The organism is Dictyobacter formicarum (genome assembly GCF_016587435.1).
In genome coordinates, this window is the sequence record NZ_BNJJ01000011.1 from 1 (window position 1) to 21,794 (window position 21,794).

At 49.9% G+C, this 21,794-nt stretch carries 16 protein-coding genes and 1 tRNA gene; 16 read left to right on the forward strand and 1 reads right to left on the reverse strand.

Annotated elements, in window-relative coordinates:
- The 7 genes from JMI88_RS19540 to JMI88_RS19570 all read left to right on the forward strand — a co-directional run.
- Positions 1 to 744, forward strand: a 744-nt coding sequence (locus JMI88_RS19540; RefSeq protein WP_201363622.1) for an NAD-dependent epimerase/dehydratase family protein, incomplete at its 5' end; no start/stop codon positions are given.
- An 81-nt stretch (positions 745 to 825) separates the two neighbouring features.
- The gene (locus JMI88_RS40145; RefSeq protein WP_201363623.1) at positions 826 to 1,470 is read left to right on the forward strand and encodes a lysylphosphatidylglycerol synthase transmembrane domain-containing protein; all 645 of its coding nucleotides are present in this window, start codon (positions 826 to 828) and stop codon (positions 1,468 to 1,470) included.
- Positions 1,451 to 1,930 carry a lysylphosphatidylglycerol synthase domain-containing protein gene (locus tag JMI88_RS40150; RefSeq protein ID WP_201363624.1) on the forward strand — a complete coding sequence of 160 codons (480 nt, stop codon included), beginning with the start codon at positions 1,451 to 1,453 and terminating at the stop codon, positions 1,928 to 1,930. The genes JMI88_RS40145 and JMI88_RS40150 overlap by 20 nt, the downstream gene beginning before the upstream one ends.
- Before the next feature lie 87 nt (positions 1,931 to 2,017).
- The gene (locus tag JMI88_RS19555; RefSeq protein WP_201363625.1) at positions 2,018 to 3,313 is read left to right on the forward strand and encodes an efflux RND transporter periplasmic adaptor subunit; all 1,296 of its coding nucleotides are present in this window, start codon (positions 2,018 to 2,020) and stop codon (positions 3,311 to 3,313) included.
- Between the two features lie 32 nt (positions 3,314 to 3,345).
- Positions 3,346 to 4,764 (forward strand): tetratricopeptide repeat protein, encoded by a 1,419-nt coding sequence (locus tag JMI88_RS19560; protein ID WP_201363626.1) that lies wholly within the window; start codon positions 3,346 to 3,348, stop codon positions 4,762 to 4,764.
- Positions 4,765 to 4,801: 37 nt separating this feature from the next.
- Entirely contained in the window at positions 4,802 to 8,152 is a 3,351-nt protein-coding gene (locus tag JMI88_RS19565; protein ID WP_201363627.1) for an ArnT family glycosyltransferase, read from the forward strand.
- 198 nt (positions 8,153 to 8,350) lie between these two features.
- Positions 8,351 to 9,661, forward strand: a complete 1,311-nt coding sequence (locus JMI88_RS19570; RefSeq protein WP_201363628.1) for a hypothetical protein — start codon at positions 8,351 to 8,353, stop codon at positions 9,659 to 9,661.
- Positions 9,662 to 9,780: 119 nt separating this feature from the next.
- On the opposite strand, the gene JMI88_RS19575 is transcribed toward JMI88_RS19570, so the two are convergent.
- Entirely contained in the window at positions 9,781 to 10,500 is a 720-nt protein-coding gene (locus tag JMI88_RS19575) for a hypothetical protein (RefSeq protein ID WP_201363629.1), read from the reverse strand.
- Between the two features lie 548 nt (positions 10,501 to 11,048).
- On the opposite strand from JMI88_RS19575, the gene pgmB reads away from it, so the two are divergent.
- The 9 genes from pgmB (at position 11,049) to JMI88_RS19620 (ending at position 21,622) form a co-directional block, all read left to right on the forward strand.
- Positions 11,049 to 11,699: a beta-phosphoglucomutase gene (gene pgmB / locus JMI88_RS19580; RefSeq protein WP_201363630.1), complete on the forward strand. Its 651-nt coding sequence runs from the start codon at positions 11,049 to 11,051 to the stop codon at positions 11,697 to 11,699.
- A gap of 66 nt (positions 11,700 to 11,765) precedes the next feature.
- A complete protein-coding gene (locus JMI88_RS19585; RefSeq protein ID WP_201363631.1) occupies positions 11,766 to 13,982 on the forward strand; it encodes a glycoside hydrolase family 65 protein in 2,217 nt (738 codons plus the stop codon).
- A gap of 188 nt (positions 13,983 to 14,170) precedes the next feature.
- Positions 14,171 to 14,247 (forward strand) — tRNA-Glu (locus JMI88_RS19590).
- A gap of 432 nt (positions 14,248 to 14,679) precedes the next feature.
- Positions 14,680 to 15,063: a cupredoxin domain-containing protein gene (locus tag JMI88_RS19595; RefSeq protein ID WP_201363632.1), complete on the forward strand. Its 384-nt coding sequence runs from the start codon at positions 14,680 to 14,682 to the stop codon at positions 15,061 to 15,063.
- Positions 15,064 to 15,319: 256 nt separating this feature from the next.
- Positions 15,320 to 16,012 carry a hypothetical protein gene (locus tag JMI88_RS19600; protein WP_201363633.1) on the forward strand — a complete coding sequence of 231 codons (693 nt, stop codon included), beginning with the start codon at positions 15,320 to 15,322 and terminating at the stop codon, positions 16,010 to 16,012.
- A gap of 461 nt (positions 16,013 to 16,473) precedes the next feature.
- A complete protein-coding gene (locus tag JMI88_RS19605; RefSeq protein ID WP_201363634.1) occupies positions 16,474 to 16,980 on the forward strand; it encodes a (2Fe-2S)-binding protein in 507 nt (168 codons plus the stop codon).
- 92 nt (positions 16,981 to 17,072) lie between these two features.
- A complete protein-coding gene (locus JMI88_RS19610) occupies positions 17,073 to 19,409 on the forward strand; it encodes a xanthine dehydrogenase family protein molybdopterin-binding subunit (RefSeq protein WP_201363635.1) in 2,337 nt (778 codons plus the stop codon).
- Between the two features lie 13 nt (positions 19,410 to 19,422).
- Positions 19,423 to 20,289 carry an FAD binding domain-containing protein gene (locus tag JMI88_RS19615; protein WP_201363636.1) on the forward strand — a complete coding sequence of 289 codons (867 nt, stop codon included), beginning with the start codon at positions 19,423 to 19,425 and terminating at the stop codon, positions 20,287 to 20,289.
- A 229-nt stretch (positions 20,290 to 20,518) separates the two neighbouring features.
- On the forward strand, positions 20,519 to 21,622 hold the full coding sequence (locus JMI88_RS19620) for an aminopeptidase (RefSeq protein ID WP_201363637.1): 1,104 nt from the start codon (positions 20,519 to 20,521) through the stop codon (positions 21,620 to 21,622).
- Positions 21,623 to 21,794 lie beyond the last annotated feature (172 nt).

Below are 21,794 nucleotides of genomic sequence, written 5' to 3' on the forward strand. Positions count from 1 at the left end.
GTCGATTGGGTCTTCCATCAAGCGGCACAGGCGGGCGTTCGTGCCAGCTGGGGTGAGGAGTTTGCGCGCTATACCGAGTGCAATGTATTGGCAACCCAACGCTTATTGGAGACGGCTCTACGCGTGGGCGGCATTAAACGTCTGGTCTACGCATCATCGTCCTCCGTTTATGGCGACGCCAGGTCCTTTCCCATTCTGGAGGAAAGTCAGTTGCGCCCGTTCTCACCCTATGGTGTCACCAAACTGGCTGCAGAAAATCTCTGTACGCTCTACTATCATAACTTCCAGGTGCCAACCGTCTCGCTACGCTACTTCACGGTCTATGGGCCACGCCAACGACCAGATATGGCCTTTCATAAGTTCTGTAAAGCTATATTGAACCATGAACCCATTCGTATCTATGACGATGGCTATCAGACACGAGATTTCACTTACATCTCGGATGTAGTAGAAGCCAATATTCGCGCCGCCACCTGCGAGGCTGCAGTGGGACAGGTTATGAATATTGCCGGCGGTTCCAGGGTCACGCTGCGCAGCGTCATCGACATTCTGGAAGAAATAAGTTGTAGCGCCATCAAAGTGACTTTTGAAGAAAAGCAATATGGAGATGTACGTCACACATTTGCTGACACGCAACGGGCTCAGCAATATCTGAATTACAGTCCACTTGTCTCACTTCAACAGGGACTGGCAGAAGAATTCGATTACGCCCGCTCCATCTATCGTCTCGTCCAAACTGCCTGATTGACAATCATATAAGAGGAGCAGTTGACTGCCAATGTAGTTGGTCATCCTGCTCCTCTTGTCTGTCGCAAAGGAGGTATCATGAGCATTCCACTGCCAGAGACAAGCATGCCTCCCGAGGAGAACAACAATTCGACTTCTCCCCTGGAAATAGCAGTTGAGGGTCCAGCACCCAATCGTCCACAAAGACAACGCTTCAAATGGCTTAAATTTGGACTCCGCCTCAGTTGCGCATTGATTCTACTCGCCTTTCTCTTCAAATCCGTTTCCTGGCCTATTGTGCTACAGAAGTTGCAACACCTTGACGATGGAGAAGTAGTAATAGGACTGATCGTTGGTTTGATCGGTGTCATTCTTAGCTCCTATCAATGGCAAAGCCTATTGGATGGCGAGGGCATTCACATCGATCTCAGACGCTTGATCAATCTCTATATGATTGGGATCTCGTTTAATCATTTCTTACCTACTGGAATGGGAGGTGATGTAGTCAAGGCCTACTATGTAGGCAAGGAAGGACACAATACCGCCGGCTCGGTCAGTGCGGTGATTATGAGTCGCGTCACCGGTTTTGCTGGTATGCTCATTGTCTCTATTCCGATGCTGATCATCTGCCATCAGGCCTTCGCTCCCTGGGTAGTTGAAACTTTTGTGCTGGCCAGCCTTGGTATGTGTAGTGGGCTGGCAATAGTGTTTTTTTGCCGTTACCTTGCTGCCCACATTAATTAAAGGAAAATGGGCCAACTATCGCATTGTAACCTCGGTGTTCAACATTGGTATGACGCTACGGGAAAGTCTCAGGCATCCACAGGCGTTGTGCAGTGCAACCGTTTATGGGGTGCTTTTCCATCTCAGTGCTGCGCTCAACTATTATGCTTTTGCCATGATTTTGCATATCCAGGTTCCGTTTCATTTCTATATGGTTATTATTCCGTTAGTTTCTCTGGTCGTTGTTCTACCTACTACAATCAATGGCTATGGCTTACGTGAAAGTGCATTCATCGCCATATTCGCGACACTACATGTTGACACGTCAACTGCAGCAGCGCTAGTCCTTTTGACAGATGCTCAGGGCATCTTCTTTGCTCTCATCGGAGGTGCCATCTACCTTTTTATGAATGACAAAAAAGGACTCAACACTGAGAAAACTCATCTACGTCGTTTGACGGCTGATGAAAACGGCAAGTGAAGTTCCTTTTTTCTCATCCTGAGCTGCCAGTGATCACCAAACGCACCCTTTATTCATGGGAACTTTCAACTATGGGGAGATTAAACAATGGATGAAAGACGATCTCAAGTTTTACCAGAATACACTAAACCATCTTCCGATGATTCAGTTACAGAGACACTGCCACAACATGGTAAAAAACAGACTTCCGCCAGCAAAAATGAGCAAAAGGTCATTGTGTCCAATGAGCTGAATGCTGACGCAAAAAATGGGAAAGGAGGCACGGTGGCGCGTTCTCTCTCCTCGTTGCTCCATAGTTCAAAGGCGAGCATTCAGCATTCAACAAAGTCTTTTAAGAAACGCTACAGACGCCCACGGGCGATGAATATTACAGCCATCGTAGCTGGCCTGGCTCTGCTTGGCTTCGCCATCTATACTCTATGGTATGCCTTGATGGCCACGCAACCAGTGACAGTGTTTCGGGTTGGCAAACAACAATTAGTAACCCAGAATGTTGGCGGTGGTGGCCTCATCGATGCCAAACAAAACTTTAATTTACAATTTCCGCTGGCCGAGCGTGTGATGGCAGTAATGGTCAAACCAGGTGACCACATCAAACGCAACCAGGCACTGATACGCCTGGACCCGTCGCAGCTTAATGCCCAGGTTCAACAGGCTTCCAATGACGTGGCAGCCGCCCAGGCCTATCTCAACTCGGTCACAGCCAGCGCGGTAAATCCCATTACGATAGCTGCCGCTCAGCAGGCTTATGAAGTCGCGAATAACCACTACCACGCTTTGCTGGCCCAGACAAATAGCCCGACCCTGCACAACGGCAACCTGATCTCGCCTGTAGATGGCATGGTCATCACGGTCACCATTAACCCGGGAGAGGTCTTTACCGCCAATACGATCCTGATGACCCTGACTGACCAGTCTTCCCTGATAGTACATACACAGATTCCGCTGGCCAATCTGCAGCAGGTACATCTGAACGCGCCGGCACAGATCACGCCATCAGCCTTGCCCAACGTAACATTGAATGGAACGGTTACCGCCATTATCCCTAAGGCCAATGCGCAAACCGATACGTTCCAGGTGGATATCACGGTCACCAATACGCAACAATTACTTATCCCGGGCATGAGTGCCTATGTACGCCTGCAAGGTCAGCAGAATGCCTTTGTTGTTCCACGTATCGCAGTGCTCAATCCAGACCACGAATCCAGTGTCTATGTAGTTCAGCATGGTCACGCTTACCTGAAACAGGTACACGTAGCTGGTAGCGCACCCGATGTCTTCTACGTCGATAGCGGCCTGTCCACCAATGACCAGATTGTGGTCCTGCCACTTAATCGCCTACATCAGGGGCAGGTTGTGACTATCAACTCGGTTGAACAATAAGGCTGGAAAATGTAAACTCAGGGGATAAGAACATGGTTAGCTCGAACCGACCCTGGTCCGCTCAGCATAGCTGGAGGCCATATCGGGTCATCATACCAGGAGCTGCAGGCATTGTAATGCTGATTGCCAGCCTGTGTTCCTGGTTTAATAACCCCTCGGGAACACGCCTGATGGCATGGCAGCTGCCGGTCGACCTGGGCTGGCAGTTACGCACGGGCGTGTTCAACTATGGGGCGCTCTGCGCAGGCTGTGCCATCTACATCTTTTTCGTGACGTATCAATCATGGCGAGTAGCGCGCGCCGAAAGTAGTGCTGACCCGGTACAGATGTTGACCGCTCCAAAATTAGTTCTGGCCAGCAATTATGTGTGGGCAGCTTTGCTTTGTCTGGTGCCACCTGCGTTGTTTCTCTTTCAATTTCTATGCTCGGATATGTCGACAATTGCTGAGGTGACACGGCAACAGATTCAGTTGGAACTGGCACGCTCACATCTAGGCTATGCGGCAACGCCAGAGTATACACCGATCCTACCTTTTCTTCTAGATAGTAGCCACCTGGCTGATCGCTTCGCCATCTTAACTGATCAATTAGATGGTGGTTGGTTTATTCCACTCTTCAGTGCTGGAATGTTACTAATGGCGCGTGCATTTCTGCCTCTACGCCTGCGTTTTGTAGAGACGGCTATCGCTGATCGTCGCCCACCATGCCTTGGGCGCTCCGGAATGCTCGCGATGGGAATATTACTGGGTTTGATCATTTTTGGTCGGGCGCCTGCTGCCATGGTCAGTGAAGCTCAGGCCGAACATCTCCTGAGCGTAGGCAATTACAATGCTGCCATGAACTGGCTAGATTCAGCTCGCTTCCTTAATCCTGAACTGGATCAACTGGTTACATATCATCTTGCGCGTGGTGAAGCCTGGTATTACTTGCATCCAGAACAGCCCAATGCCGAAAGTCAGGCTTATCTGGGTCACTATTACCGTACCCAGAAGGACTTCTATACTTCCTATCAGACCATGCTCACTACCTGGCATAGCTATCAGCACACCCCCTGGTTACAGGATGAGGTCAGTCTATCGCTGGCGCAAATGGCCGAAGTGAGTGCTCCTCTTAAAGGAATGCCCAATACCCATCTGGCCCATGATGAGCCCGCCTTGCCCTGGCTGGATGAATTATTGCAGATCAATAATAACAATTTTTATGCTCAGTTCACCGTTGGACGCATTCTCTATGATTTACATGATTATGCGGGATGTGAAGCACATATGCGTATGGTCTTAAATATTAGCTCCAGCGCTGAAATGCGGTCAGCCGCATACACCTATATCGCCCTGAGCAGGTTTGACTTAGGAGATATCAACAATGCACGCGAGTACTTGTATAAAGCTCAGGATCTAGATCCTGCATATCGAAATAATACCGCTCGTCAACATATGTCGGGGATGCGTTAATGGATGACGGAATGTCTACTAGACACGGAGAAAGGTAATGAGCGTAATTTCCTCAAAAATTCCAGAAATTCCAGAAAATACTAAAAGGACCCTATCTTCACAGGGAAAAATACAGGCGCTGGTCGTGCAACGGGCCAGGCGCCGCTTGACGCACTTCACCTTGTGGTTCTGTCTGCTCCTGGCGTGTGCGGGAACCAGCTGGTTCGCATTCCAGTATACTTTGATTCCTCAGATCAAAACCTATACGCCTCAGTGGAGAAGTGCCCACTGGATCTCGGCGGTAGATACGAATGCGCCTGTAGCCTATTATCGCTATACAACCAATTTAATTGCAACTCCCGATAATGCTTTTGTCATGATCACTGCCAATCAGGTCTTCCAACTATATGTCAATGGCATCTTTATTGGCACTAATACGCAAGACTTCGACTATGGAGAAACTCCCAGAACTTATATGTTTGATGTGGATGTAGCACTGCATAAGGGTATCAACGCTTTTAGCGCTCGCGTTGTGGACGCCGATCAAAAAAATCCACAATTGCGCGCCTCGATTGGTATTGGTTGGGGTGGCCACATACACTATATTGGGACTGACGCCTCCTGGCACGCCACTGGACAGACGACGCTGGCCCATCCACGGGGGGCCATTAAAACATTTAAATGGGCACTGCCTGCCTTTAATGATAACCTCTGGCAGCTTGCTAACCTGGTTTCGTCGCCAGTAGCTGCCGATTCTTTGCTCACTGTCAATCCAGTCATCTATACGCAGCCCATGTCTTCTCACTGGCTCAGTGCTGAAGGTGGACAAGATGGCTACTTTGTACATCAGATCGAGGTGCCTGAGCACAGCGATAGTATTCTGCTGCGCCTGATCGCTGCCGGACAGACAGATGTGTTTATCAACAATCACCAGTACATGCAGTGGAATGGTCAGGCTACTGTGCCGCGGCAGAATCTGACAACGATCCTGGATGATCTGGGGAAGCCAGTGGTCTATCGCAATGGATTGATTACGGGTGTCTATGATATTACCCCTTACGTGCATAAAGGCAGCAATACGCTGGCGATTCATGTTCAGGCACCGGGTACCAGCACGGCAAAGGTAGGTCTGGATACACTGAAGAATGCTCTATCCGTTGATGTACTGGCCAGCAATGGCAATACTGTAACCAATCTGGCTGCTCCTGATGATAAATGGCGTGCTTCGACGCAGGCCGTTGACAATTGGACCCAGGATGGTAGTGCCACCGCGCAGTGGTCGCCTCCCACTCCTATTGGCCGGCCTGGAGCCAGCCTGTCTTACTACCTGCCCGACACTACTACACTACGCAATGTGGTGACGCTCCCTCCCATGCTGGTCGCTGAACTCATTGTGTATTGCTGCGTTGCTGTACTGGCACTCTGGCTTCTGATGGCCCTGGTCTTTCTGCGTCGCTATTATCCTTCGCGTAGCGCTGCCCTTGAGGCTGCTAGCCTGATCTTCCTGCCAGCACTGGCCGTGGAAGCGCTCGTAATTGTGCTGGGCCGCGACCCAATGCTCACACAGCCGTTTCCATATACAGGTCAGTGGGGCCTCTTCCTGATCTTTCTGGTCGCTTGCAGCACTATTGGACTCTGGCTACATGCCCGCAATCGGCAACGCACACATCTTGATACGGTCAATGAGCCAGAAGCGCTGAACAGCGATTTTTTAACGCTGGTTAAAACGTCGGTTCCGGCAGATTCCCAACAAACCCATTTGTGGAAACAGCGCCTGCTGGCATGGCTACGCTTGAACTGGGGAATACTTCCGGTTATGCTGTTGATCATCCCCATGGCCTGCTATAACATAGGCTACGAACCGTTCTGGCAGGATGAGCTGTCCAGCTATAATGCGGCCCGCAATATTATGGTGCAGGGCTTTCCAGCCTTCCCGTCTGGTTTTACCTATCCGAAAGGTGAGCTCTTCTCATACCTGCTGGCGGTATTGATGTTTATCCTGGGCACGGGGGGCAGTGTGGTTCCCCGCCTGATCAGCCTGGTTGAATACCTGGTCAGCATTCCTATGCTGTATATACTCACCCAGCGTATGTTTAACCGTAGGATTGCCTGGCTGGCGGCGGCTATGCTGGCCTTCTCCCCCTACGCCATGACCTGGTCACGTCAGACACGTATGTACGAGCAGGCCCAGTTCGCGCTGATTCTGGTCGTCTATACACTCTACCAGGCGATCCAGCAGCGCACGCGCAAACGGCCTGTCTACATTGCTCTCACCTGTATGGTTATCGCTTACTTGAGCCATGAGGAGAATTTTATCACCTTACCGGCAGCCCTGGCTTGTTCTTTATTGGCAACGCGTGAGGCACCCTATGGCATACCTTATATCCTGCGCAAAAAGCACTGGTGGGTGCCAGCCCTGATCGCCTGTGCCATTATTATTACCCAGTTACTAACCGTGTATTGGACACATCCTCCTACCTTTGCCACCGATCAGAGCCGGCGTCCACAGATACAACCCAGCCTGGATAATCTCCCCTACTATGTCTCGCTGCTCTTCAAGCCGATCGCCATTAAAGACACGGCGGCTCCATGGCTTTTAACCCAACCCTGGTTGCTGCTCAACTCATCGCTTATGGTCCTGGGCTGTGTACTGGCCTTTATGCGCAAAGATCGGCGGGTGCGCTTCCTCGCGCTCTTCTTGATCCTATCAAGCATTACCCTGATTATGATCTTTACGATGGAGGCGGATCGCTATTACTACCCGCTCTTGCCCATCTACTACATCCTGGGCTCATACGCATTCTGGAGCGTCTTACAGCAGATCTGGCGCTTTGCGCGGCCTCATTTGATACAGATCAGGCGGAGCATCGATGGTCAGCCTCGTCTAGTTGTCTCTCTACCAGTGCGGATAGTGCTATCCGTGATGGTAGGGATACTCTGCTTCAGTGTGCTCATCTTTCCGGCGTTGCCGTTAAGTAACTACAATTTGTTTATTAGCCGTACATTGGGACTGAGCTATCGCCATCACTTTGCTGATTACGATCATGTTGGTCAGTATATGAAAAACCATTTGAAGAAAGGCGATGTAGTTGTCTCGGTCGCGCCCGCAGTCTCAGTGCTCTACTATGTAGGACAGGTTGATTACTACTTTTCGATTGACCGGGCCCTCTTCCTGATTGAGCAGAACGGCAAAGTTATCGAAACCACTTCCGGCAGTCATCCGCTGCTCAACCAGCAAGACTTCCAGAATGTGCTGGCTGCCCATAGCCGCATCTGGCTCATCACAGACAATGGTGGCTATCAGGGTGGCGTCACTAAAAATGGCCGCTTCACCTTCCCTCCTCGCGATTTCCGCATGGTTTATGAAGGCTACGGATCGGCGGTCTACTTCCGTGGCATTGATAACTAAGTCTATTGCACACTCATGCCGATAATAATAACCAGAAAGGCTCGCACATTCTTCAACTCCAGCTATCTTCGGACGGCTGGAGTTGAGTGAACACATAGAATGCCGGGGACGTGCCTGTCCCAGCGTGCGTGCCCGCAATCTTCGCCAGAGAGCTATCCCTCTGGACCCCGTGGAGAACGGAAGAGAAAGTAGGTAATCATGCAGCAAACTCCTTCCATGGCAGAGTTGCCCGCTGCCGGTTTTTCGTCCACTGATAATCTGATACGTGAAGATCAGAAGCTGATACCACCAGTTTCAACTTCTGATCAGAAAACACAGCCTGCCGGCCAGGCCTGGGCTTATCGACTCTTATGGGTGACCTTTTTCATTTTTTTTGCTTCCACTGGAGCGGGCAAACTGTGGGATCGCGTCTGGCACGCCACGGTCCGCTTTGATAATTTCTGGTCACCGCCACACTTTTTTGTGTTTGTGATGACATCGGTGACGGCTGCCCTGGTCGCCACTATTGCCTTTACGCCTAAGTTGCGTATCTGGTATGGACCTTGCGTACGCGTACCCTTTTTGCCATTTGAGATCGCAGGTTCCCTGGTAGTGCTGGGGGGTGGTCTGACAGCATTAAGTATCACGATTATGTTTGATAACTTCTGGCATTCAACCTATGGCCTGGACGAGACACAGTGGTCGGTTCCTCACTGCATGCTGGGCTGGTCGTGGCTTACCATTATCCTGGGCTTTGTGGCGGCTCGTATGGCCTTCCGTAAGTATAGACCAATTAATTGCCTCACCAATCTGGTCATGGCTCTCTTGATTCTTGAATTTCTCTGCCCCGCGGTGCTGGGGCCTTTCTACTTGATGTATTCGCCCCACCTGGTAAATGCGTTAAAAAATATTCCAATCGTCCGTACAGAACCTTCGGCCCAACATATGTATCGCATCTATGAACAATTTGGTCTGACAAGACAAACAAATCCTTTGTTTATTCCAATTGTGACTGGCTTTGCTGGAGCCGCCCTGATCCTGTTGCGCCGCCTGGATGCTCGCAAACGTGTCTTTCTGCTGGCTCCGTTTCTCTGGTCCATGCTCTTGATGGGTCGCGACTGGTATACCATTTACTTCCTACACTATGAAGGCACACGCACGATCGCAGGTATCTTCCATGTGATTCCGAAGGAGCCTTCGCTGTGGGTGCCGATCCCACTGTTTGTAGCAGCCGTCGCCTATACCATGTTGCACCAGACAAGCTTTAAAGAAAATCGCATCCTAGCGCTGTGTGGCATCATCTTTGCCATCTGTACCTACTTCATCTGGCATACCAGTTCTTGGATGCTTCTGCTGGCTATCCCGGCAGGCGCAACGATACTCTTAGGAGCCCGGCTCGGCAACTACATCTACGACATCATAGAGAAACCGCGTCTGCAAGCCCTGATGAGCTTCTTGATGGCCACCTGTGCCCAAATCCCGGCGGCCCTCGGCATCATTGACCTATTCATGCGCCGCGCCACCCCATAGCATTACATGAACTGAATTTAAGCATAAATTTAAGCATAATAGAAATCGAGGCCACCTTGCATTCGGCAAGCAAGGTGGCCTCGATTTCTATTATGGCTTCTAATACTTAGATGAGATCGTCAATTGCTCGCTTGTTTAGCGTAGAGGCCGGTTTGCGAGACATAAATGTCATAGGTTTTGCCGTCAGCGGGTTCAAAGACACCATTGCCATACGTGGCATCAACAAAAGGTTTGGTCAGGGAATTGCCATAGGTCTGATTAAAGAAATCTCCTACTCCGCCATTGAGCTCAACAACAACGTGAGGAGAAGAACTCTCTAGTTTAGAATCGTTATAAGAGCCCTCCAATCGAGTCAATTTATAGCTGGAGTGAATGCCCAGAATGTTCATCCAGGTGGGGAATTTGATCATCACACATTCCAGGCGCCACAGATCTCCGTTAATGCTATAGCGTTCATCGGAGGTCGGATTACCATTTTTATCCAGCATTGTCAGTTGTAGGTCCATGTTGTGTGGATCGTTTGTAAAGGTGTTAGCATGGACGCGGGCCACTTTGATGTCGTTGGTAAGACCCAGATAGCTTTGGACGGCAAAGGTGAGCCAGAGCAGCGACACGGCCAGAATCAGCATGATGATGCCACTGGTACCGCGTTTCCAGCGAAGCTCACGGCGGCGTTTGCGCCAGCGGCGATAGCGCCGCCCATCTTCATCTTCAAATACTTCGAGCTCACGCCGACTACTAAACAGGCCCATGAGCGACGAGATAAGCAGACCGATGCCGAGTACCGCGATCAGAAACAGGACCACTTGCGGCAAGCCAATCTGTACAGGTGTATTCATATCAATTCAGCCTTTCGGATGATATTCTCTATAAGTTCCAATGAGCTCAAATATACATCTTCTTAATACTATACGAGTAGAGCATTTCTTTCAGTTCAAAATGCCGCAATAAGAAAAAAATGCTAATTCCTGAAGGCTAACAATCCTTCCTGTCACTGGTAGCCTCTATGCAACTCTATATATTCTTTGTTGTATAATTAAACGTAATCTTAAAGCAAAGTTCTAATTATGTTCAGAAACACTTCTTTCGGCAGCTAGTCAAACCATAATTCCCATATTTCCATGTAATTTAACCTATTCGTCTTATAATAGTATTTTAGCAGATATAAGAGTTATGCCCCTTTTAAGTGTGTCATTGTCAACATTTTCCTGTGATCAACGTTTACAATCTAGAGGGGTATGGCATATTAGCCAGGTGAGATCCAACGGTATCTCAAGCAGATTCAGTCGCTAAGCAATGAATCCAGCAATCATGATGAAACATGCCTGCAATACAGCCAATATGCCAAGCCAATAGACCAGGAAATGAAGAATGTGAGGAACGACAGATGCCAAAGGCGAAAGCAATCCTATTTGATTTAGATGGTGTTCTGACTGACACTTCAGAATATCATTATCGCGCTTGGAAACAATTGGCGGATGAAGAAGGAATTCCTTTGACCCGCGAGGAAAATGACGCGCATCTACGTGGTGTTGGTCGACGCGATTCGCTGATGTATATTATTCGTGATCGCCACTACAGCGAAGAACAGATTCAGGAGATGATGGAGCGCAAAAACAATTATTACAACCAACTCATTTCGCAGATGGGCCCGGACGAGGTTGTTGCCGGCGGTCGTGAGTTGTTGCAGGAGATCCATCAGGCAGGCATGAAAAGCGCGGTGGCCTCAGCTAGCAAAAATTGTCGTCTCGTTTTGGAGCGGTTACAAATAATTGATCTCTTCGATGGCATTGCTGATGGCTATAGCGTGATCAATGGTAAACCTGCTCCCGATATTTTTGTCTTTGCTGCTGGCGTGGTACAGACGCCCGTAGTTGACTGTATTGGGGTCGAAGATGCCGATGCGGGTATCGAAGCCATCAAGACAGCCGGTATGTACGCTTTGGGGGTTGGTCCCAAGGAGCGCTTCAAGCGTGCCGATAAAGTTGTACCAACAATGGAAAATATACGTTTAAAAGATATATTGGCAGATGAATGAGCACCACGATGGGCGCTCTTTTGAGCTTCTGACCACAAAAGCAGAGCTATGCATGGAGGATGCGACGTGGGAAATCTCTGGCAGGTAAACGAGGAATCGTTTAGTCCCAATCTCAAGCAGATACACAGCCAGGAGACAGTGTTTACCATTGGTAATGGCTATTTTTGTACACGCGGCACTTTTGAAGAAGGCTATCCGCACGAAACGGCGGCGACGCTCCTCTTTGGCGTCTTTGATAGCGTTCCGGTTGCCAAGGAAGAGTTGGCAAACGCTCCTGATTGGGTCGGGATTCACTTGTTTGTCAATAGCGAACGGTTCCGCCTGGATAAGGGCAAGTTACTGGCATATACGCGCTCACTGAATCTACAAAACGGGTTGCTGACGCGCACAGTTCATTGGGAAAGTCCATCGGGCGTGCGGATACGCGTTAATAGTGAGCGCTTTGCCAGTCTGGCTGATAAGCACCTGGGCTTGATTCGTTATAGTGTCACCATTGATGAATCACCTAAAGATCTACCTGTAGCAATTTCGTTGCGCGCTAACTTTAATGCTGCCCAGGGCAATTACAATGTTATGCACTGGGAAACAACGGACCAGGGCCATAGCGCAGATCTACTCTGGCTGCAAAGTGAGACACGGGGTACCCATGTGACGTTGGTTCAAAGTATGAGCTTTAATGCCGATACGACCGCGTTTCAGAAGGAATTTGTGGATGGGGATATCGAGCCGAGTATTCGTCTCACCGGCGCTCTGAGTCCTCAGGAGAGCATCGTCACTGAAAAAGTGGTCGTGATGTATACGTCGCGTGATAGCGAAGATCCTCACAAGGCTACACTTACCCACCATCAAAAAATGCTGAATACGGTCGCTGAAGAGACGAACAGTAATCCTCATAATGTTCTTGTCTTTGATTATCAAATACAAAAACAGGATGAAGCCTGGGCTCACTTCTGGGAGCAGGCTGATATTGTGCTCGAAGGTGATGAGAAGGCGCAAGTAGCGTTGCGCTATAACATCTATCAGTTGCGGATCAATGCCTCCGACGACGACAGCCGCTATAGCATTGCCGCTAAAGGCCTGACTGGCTTTGGCTATCGCGGACATATCTTTCATGATACCGAAGTCTTTATGTTACCTTTCTTCACTTACGAGCTACCACATATTGCGCGCAATCTCCTGCTCTATCGCTATCATCTTCTTCCTGCGGCGCGCAAAAAGGCCGCCAGCAATGGCTACGCCGGTGCTCAGTATCCCTGGGAAAGTACACTTAATGGCGAAGAAACAACACCACCCTCGATCGTACACCCCGAGACTGGTGAAGTCATTCCTGTGCTCAACGGCTTTATCGAGCTACATATCACTTCCAGTATAGCGCATGCCACCTGGGAATACTGGCGCGTCACAGGTGATGATGAGTTTATGCGCGACTACGGCGCAGAGCTCTTGCTGAGTACCGCTCTGTTCTGGGATAGCCGGGCAGAGAAAAAGGGGCAGCAGGATGAATATACCATATCGAACGTGATTGGACCCGATGAATGGCACGAGCATGTTAACAACAATGCCCATACCAATTACATGGCCAGATACAATATTCGCATCGCTTTGAGTGTTCTTAAATGGCTGCAGCAGACCGCCCCATCTAAAGCCAATGCCTTAATTGAACAGCTTGATCTGACAGAAGAGCATCTGACATATATGCGCGATGTCATGGAACATCTGCGCTTCCCTCAAGATCCAGTTACGGGTCTGATCGAACAATTCGATGGCTTTTTCAAGTTAGCCAAATTCGATCAGGAAAAGTACAGAGGGCGTAAAGATTCCTACCAGGGTATCCTTGGTGTGCAAGAGATACAAAAGTATCAACTTATCAAGCAGGCAGATGTTTTGATGTTGCTTACGATGCTGCGTCAGGAATTCGATTATAACACCAAAAAAGTTAACTGGGACTACTACTTCCCGATTACCGATCATGACTATGGTTCCTCGCTGACGCCTGCATTGCACGCTATTCTGGGCTGCGAACTGGGTCATATCGATGAAGCTTACCAGATGTTTATGAAAGGTGCCCTGGTCGATCTGGAAAACTTACGCGGCAATACACCTGACGGTATCCATGCTGCTTGCGCTGGCGCCGTCTGGCAGGCTGCCGTTTTTGGCTTTGCTGGCCTGAGCATTACCGACGATGGATATACTACCCAGCCACACTGGCCCAACAATTGGCAGCGCCTCAGTTTCAAATTTAAATGCAAAGGAGAACTCATTAGCATCGACCTGAAACGCTAGCAGCGTATTCGCGCCTTCGGCACTCAGAGAAGGGCTATTTAATTGTTGCTCTCTTGCGCCCGTCCGCAAGAGAGCAACAGCAATATCCATGGAAGTTGGGAACAGGGACGCTTGCAAAGTAAAAAAGCTTGACAAAAAGCCAGAGTCGGGTTATTATATAACGCGTGATCAATACACAACACCCACAAGGCGCATTCGTCTAGCGGTTTAGGACATCGCCCTCTCAAGGCGGAGATCACGGGTTCGAATCCCGTATGCGCTACCAATAAAAGAGGCACAGGTGTAATTACATCTGTGCCTCTTTTGATACTTCTGCTTTCTCAAGTGAGAATACAGAGGCAATACTCCTCAGGGAACATCTACTGAAGCAGGGAATATCCCCACTCCTTGTCAAATTGGCATTTTTTTGCTATTGATTATAAAGGGTCAAATAGGTAATCTGGCAAGGTAATATGGAGCACAATCTTTACTTATACTGGAAAATGAACGGCATACAATAAGACATAGATACATCAGGATCTCGTTCAGCCAGGTAAGGGAAGAATGGAAATGAAAAATTGCCGCAAATTCCTGGCCAGTATCTTTGCCATATTGACGACATTTTGCTATAGTAGGAGTGTCCCCAGACAGGATATCCTTGTCATTATTCAATCGATGGAGACGAACAGCATTCTCAAGGAGGACTCCGAGGAACACTATGAATAAAAAGATCCTAATTGGACTTTTAGCCCTTTCTCTTATCACCGTTTTATTCTCTGCCTGTAGAGTTATTGATGCCAACTCTATTCCAAAGAATGTGGCCGCCCATATGGGTGCATCCCAGTTCATTGAAACAGAAGTGACCGTTCCCAAGGGACAGAAACTGGATCTCATTGATAACGTTTCCGCTCCCCACGTCATTAAAAACGGTACCTGGAACGGTTCCACACCAGATCCAACCAAGGAGCCCGGTGCCCCAGATGTCAGTTTGAATTTCACTGGTGGCGATAAAATGACGGTTGGGCCTTTCAATACCGCTGGTACGTTTAAGCTTTTCTGCACTATCCACGGCGGCATGAAACTTTCAGTAATTGTGAAATAATCACACATCTTTATCTATCTTGAGAAGCACAACTGGTATCCAGAACTGGCGCGCGAATCTGGACGCTGGCGGTGCTTCTTCTCTGTCATTTCCCTTTCTCCTGCTTGCTATCTACGCTTCGTCTGTTTGCATAGACCCCAAATACAGAAAAATATAGTACTTTCATGGCAGGTGTTGCACAAATTTAGGTGCCCGCACGGAAGGTGTGCTATACTACGCAGCAGTATTGAAAATATACGAGGGTTATAGTCGATTTATGCAACAGAAAACAACCAATCCGGAAATAAAAGTAAAATCAAGCTCGCTTGCTCTCAAATATGGGGCAATACTGCTGCTTTTTGTACTCAGTGTTGTAGTAGTCGCGTGCGGAGCAAATGCCGATACTACCACGGCGGCCGCTCAGCCACAATCGACAACGACCATTAATCTCAATGGGACATCGCTGACCCCTACGCCAACACTTCCCCCTCAGGCGTGTGGTGTCTGGATGGTCAATGCTTCTCCTCACTTCGATGCAAGAGGCGTTATCACTATTTACGGTAAGTTTACCAAGATGGATGCCAATGGCAATCCTGTTGGGATCGGTGGCGCTGGCGTTACCTTCAATGTTGCCTGGGGCGATATGTCTACTACGCCAATGAATGCGGTCACCACCAACGATGGACTGGCAACTGTCAACCTGCCCATGGCAGGCCATGTCGCCGCTATCAACCGGCTCTCCTTAATTACAGCCACCTTTTCAGCCGGTAACGTGACCTGTCAGGTAGATGGCACACGACCACAGTCGTTTGTGATTATGAGCGGGACTAAGCCCACAGCCACAGCTACTGCCAAGCCGGACGGAGGCGGAGGCGGAAAAAGAAACCATGGACCCGGTACTCAGGGCGGCACTCAAGGCGGCACTCAGGGCAATCCTATTATCGGCCCTATTATCGGCGGTGGCCCTTAACAATAATTATTTGAGCTAAAAGGCGAGAACGCGTTTAGAACGGTCTCGCCTTTTCACGTTGACAAGCTAACCTCACGTGTGCTACGCTCTTCACGTTATAGAATTCCTTTTCTGGATGTCCTAAGGTAGGGTTAAGGCGATGGATGGAAACCTACCCACGTTGCCCTTCAGCCAACGGACCACATATCAATGAAGTTCAACATTGGGTTGCTATCTGATTCTACACTTTGTATCGCTATCGCTTTTTTCCATCTTTCTGCTTCCTTCCTTTGTATGGAACGAAAGGAGCCAGGCCGATTTCTCAAAGTAGCGTACACTGAAGTTAAAGAATGATCCAACTCATTCCTCACGACACAAGAACAGCAAACTATTTCGTATTATCGGTTGCAAAGAAGTATCGTGCTCTGGCCTTTCGCGGCTGTCGAAGGGGAGCGCGACTAGCAGAGGTAAAGGTAGTATCAATGACTACGAAGCGTTCAATCACCGTCACCGTCAATGGACAAAAGCATCAGAGCGAGGTTGAGCCGCGTACATTGCTGGTCCATTATTTACGTGAAACGTTAGATCTCACTGGAACCCACATCGGCTGTAATACTTCACAATGTGGAGCCTGTGTTGTTCTGGTCAATGGTGAGGCTGTCAAATCCTGTACCGTACTGGCCGTTCAGGTCGACGGTGGCGAGGTGACAACAATCGAAGGTTTAGCTCCCGAGGACAAACTGCATCCCATCCAGGAAGGCTTCTGGGAGAAACACGGCCTCCAATGTGGCTTCTGTACACCTGGCATGATTATGGCCTCTTATCAACTGCTCAAGAACAATCCTCATCCAACCGAGGCAGAAATTCGTCGCGGACTGGAAGGCAATATCTGTCGCTGTACTGGCTATCAGAATATTGTCCGAGCCGTTCAAGATGCCGCCGAGCGTATGAGCACCAGCGCGGAAACTCCGGTTCCAGCAGGCGACTAACAACCTTATGGTTGCGCAAGGATGCTCTCTAACCAGTGTTGTGTATGGAGTAGGTTTCATTTCTCAACGTATGAGAAAGGATATGTACACTCATGGGCATTGCAGCTATGCTTGGTACGCCGATCAAACGGCGTGAGGACCCACGCTTGATTACTGGTCAAGCAACCTATGTCGATGACATCAAGCTCCTTGGTATGCTCCACATGGCAGTGCTCCGTAGCACTTATGGCCATGCTCGGATCAACAGCATCAATACAGACGCTGCCCGCCAACTCCCTGGCGTGGTCGCTGTCTATACTGCGCAAGATATTAAAGGTACTGTCGGCAATATTCCTGTGGCCGCGCCTCTTCCTCCACATATCACCAATGGTATGGGACGGCGCCTGCCGCTGGCCGAAAATAAGGTTCGATTCTATGGAGATCCTGTGGCGATTGTAATCGCGGAAAACCGCTACGTGGCCCGCGATGCCCTGGATCTCATCGAGGTTGACTATGAGCCGCTCCCGGCGGCTATCGATATCGAAAAAGCTATGCAGCCCGACGCCCCGATTCTCTATGAAGAATTTAATACCAATGTCGCCGTCTCGATGCATCCTTCATCTGAAGCTATCGACAAGATATTTGCCGAGACCGTGGCCAACGGTGGCGTCATTGTTAAAGAGCGCTTTGTCAATCAGCGCCTGGCCCCCTCTCCGATGGAGACACGCGGAGTCGTTGCAGAATTTAGAAAATCTGATAAGTCGCTTAATTTGTGGAGCTCATCCCAGATTCCCCACTTGCTACGCAACTATCTGGCGGAACAACTTGGGCTTGCCCAGCACCAGGTACGTGTGATCGTCCCTGAGGTCGGAGGCGGCTTCGGCTGTAAACTCAACATTTATCCGGAAGAGGCACTGGCAGCTTTTGCGGCCATGAAAACAGGACGTCCGGTGAAATGGATCGAGGATCGAGATGAGAATCTAGCGGCTACTATTCATGGTCGGGACCAGGTCAATTATATGGAAGCTGCAACGACCAAAGATGGTAAGGTGGTAGGCCTGAAATTCCATGTTATCTCTGACCTGGGGGCTTATCTGCAATTCTTTACCGATGTGATTGCGATCGCCTTTACTCTGCCAATGCTAAGTGGCTGTTATGATATTCCAAATATCTATAGTAGCTGCGATACCGTCTTTACGAATAAAGCGCCAACGGACGCCTATCGCGGTGCCGGCCGTCCCGAAGCCACCTATATGGTTGAACGGGCGATGGACCTGGTGGCCCACGAGCTGAAACGCGATCCAGCCGAGATCCGCTTGCTGAATTTTGTACGTCCAGAACAGTTTCCACACACGATGGCGACTGGCGCTCTCTATGATAGCGGTAACTATTCTGCAGCCCTTGAAAAGGCCATGGATATTATCCACTACGATGTGTTGCGCGAAGACCAGAAGCGTGCTCGCGCCCAGGGCAAACTGATGGGCATCGGCATCTCATCATATGTTGAGATCTGTGGCATTGGGCCCAAAGGGACTGCGCCTTTCGGCCTGTATGAAAGTGCCCGTGTGCGAATTGAGCAGACCGGTACGGTAATGGTTTATACAGGCTCGTCACCCCATGGGCAGGGCGAAGAAACAACCTTCGCGCAGATCGTTGCCAGTGAGTTTGGCATCCCGCAGGAGAAGGTCCTGATCCTGCACGGGGATACAGACTCCACACCCGAGGGACGTGGCACCTACGGCAGCCGCACAACCGCTGTGGGAGGTACAGCCATCTATCAGGCTTCGGTGCGCCTGAAAGAGAAGATGAAGACCATTGCCGCTGCCATACTGGAAGCCAGTGCATCCGATATCGAACTGGAAGATGGCAAGTTTACCGTCGTCGGCTCGCCACAAAAATCGGTCTCCTTCGAGGATGTAGCCGCGACCGCCAATACATCCAACACCCTGGCCCCAGGTATTGAGCCTGGATTGGAGACTACCGTCTTTTTTGAGCCTGCTGCCTGTACCTTCCCATTTGGTACCCACATCTGCGTCGTTGAGATTGATCAAGAGACAGGCGAACCAGAGATCACGCGCTATGTGGCGGTCGATGATTGTGGCAAACAACTCAATCCTCTCCTCGTCGCTGGACAGGTCCATGGTGGTATTGCGCAAGGCGTTGGGCAAGCAATGTACGAAGAAGTGGTTTATAATGAAGACGGACAACTGCTGACGTCGACCTTCATGGACTATGCTATGCCTATCGCGCCAGAGTTGCCATCCTTCGAGCTAGATCATACCGTCACGCCAACGACCGTCAATCCATTGGGCGTCAAGGGCGTTGGAGAAGCTGGCACGATTGGTTCGACACCAGCAGTCGCGGCCGCCGTAGCCGATGCGCTGGGTGTCAATCATGTCGATATGCCACTCAAAGCTGAAAAATTGTGGCGGATCATCCATAAGCAATAGAGAGGAAAAGTGTATGTCTGTACCAGCAGCATTCGATTACCATCCCGCCACATCCGTGGACGAAGCTATCGCACTTTTGCAACAGTATGGAGACGAAGCAAAAGTGCTGGCCGGCGGTCATAGCCTGATTCCGGCCATGAAACTGCGCCTGTCCCAGCCGGAACATCTGATCGATATCGGAAAAATCAGTAGTCTCTCCTACATCCGTGAGGAGGAGGGCTGCATTGCCGTGGGCGCCCTGACTACTTATCATCAGATCGAACAATCCGATCTGTTGCGCAAACATTTTCCTTTGCTGACCGAGGGAACGGCGATGATTGGCGATCAACAGGTGCGCAATCGTGGAACCATTGGGGGCTGCATTGCTCACTCTGATCCAGCGGCCGATATGCCTGGCATTGTACTGGCATTGAAGGCTGAGATTGTGGTTCGGGGCCCGCAGGGACAGCGCACTATCGCGGCCGACGATTTCTTCGTGGATACCTTTACGACCGCATTGGAACCCACCGAGATTCTGGTCGAACTGCGCTTGCCTCTTCCACCCGCCCAGACAGGTTCAGCCTATGAGAAGTTGGCCAACAGAGCTTCACATTATGCCATCGCTGGCTGTGCTGCTGTCATTACCCGTGGCAACGATGGAACCTGTTCAGCGGCCAGCATCGCCATTACCGGCGCGACAGTGCGTACCGTTCGTGCCACGGCAGTTGAGAACGCTCTCGTGGGTAGCAAGCTAGATGAGTCAACGATCAACGCAGCCGTCAACCAGGCGACCGACGGTGAGGATATGATTTCGGACATCCACGGATCCGAAGAGTATCGCCGCAAAATGGCCGCGGTTGTCGCTCGTCGAGCCATCCTTAAAGCTATCGGGCGTATTTAACATGTCACATTCCCGCTCGTAGGTGAGGGCGAGCATGTTGAGAGCATGATCTTGCCCCCGCTTCAAGCCTCGCCGTACGTGTTGACGTACGGCGTTTCCTTATTTTTTACAGGTAGGGCTGAAGCGGGGCTTGCCTCGCATCTACAGGTGAGCAAACATAGTCAAAAAGTTAGTATAATGAGGATACAAATAGAGAATCTCATTAATTGCTAGAAAGATCCGCTAGAGTATGAACGATATCCGTATAGAACGTTGGGCACATACACTGGTCCACTATTGTCTCTATCTAAAACCTGTAGACATCCTCTCTATTCAAGCGACACCACTGGCAGCACCTTTAATTGAGGCTGTCTATCGTGAAGCGCTGCGCGTTGGAGCCCAGCCTGTTCCCCTTATAGAACTCGAAGGATTGGCGGAGATCCTGCTGCGTGAAGGTAATGATAGCCAGCTCACGACCCCCTCGCCGGTTGCCCTGGCCATGGCAGAAAAGGCAACTGCCCGCTTGAATATTCAATCCAGCAGTAATCCCAAAGCATTGAGCACGGTTCCACCAGAGCGTAGTGCCAAACGCCGTCAGGCCAGTCGCTCACTCATGTCCACTTTTCGCCAACGCGAACAGGCCGGTGATTTCCGCTGGTGTGGCACCCTCTATCCAACTGCAGGCTATGCTCAAGAAGCCAATATGTCCTTAAAAGAATTTGAAGAATTCGTCTTTGACGTCTGCTTTTTGAACGATCCCGATCCTATCGCCAGGTGGAAAGAACTGGCTAGCCAGCAGCAGCATTATGTTGATTGGCTGGTAGGCAAAAAACAGGTCCATGTCCTGGGAGAGGGCACAGACCTCAAGCTATCGATCGCCGACCGTGTTTTTATCAATAGCGATGGCAAACGCAACTTTCCCAGTGGCGAATTCTTCACAGGTCCAATTGAGAACAGCGCCAACGGTGTGATACAATTCGACATTCCAGCTACCTATGATGGTCGATCCGTTGAGGGGGTACGCCTGGTATTTCGTGAAGGTAAAGTCGTCGAAGCCAGCGCACGCCAGGGCAATGACTATCTCCAGCAGATGCTCAACCTGGATGAAGGCGCCCGCTACCTGGGTGAGTTCGCCTTCGGCAACAATATGCGCGTCACTCATGCCACCAAACAAATTTTATTTGACGAGAAAATAGGGGGAACCATCCATATGGCCCTGGGAGCCAGCTATCCCGAAACCGGTGGCCTCAACCGCTCCGCCCTTCACTGGGACATGGTTTGTGACCTGCGTACATCCGGTGAGGTATGGATCGATGACACCATTTTCCTTAAAAACGGCAAAGTATTAATTTAAATCCGTATATACGTCTTTCGATACCTGGATTTGTATCGCATGCGTAGGTGTGGCCCTCACGGCCGCTTCCTCAATTCCCGCTCAAAAAATCATAAAAATATCATTATTTATTGGAGGCTTACGTTGGAGCAGGCACTTAACAACTTTGCAACGATTGAAGATGTACAACGTG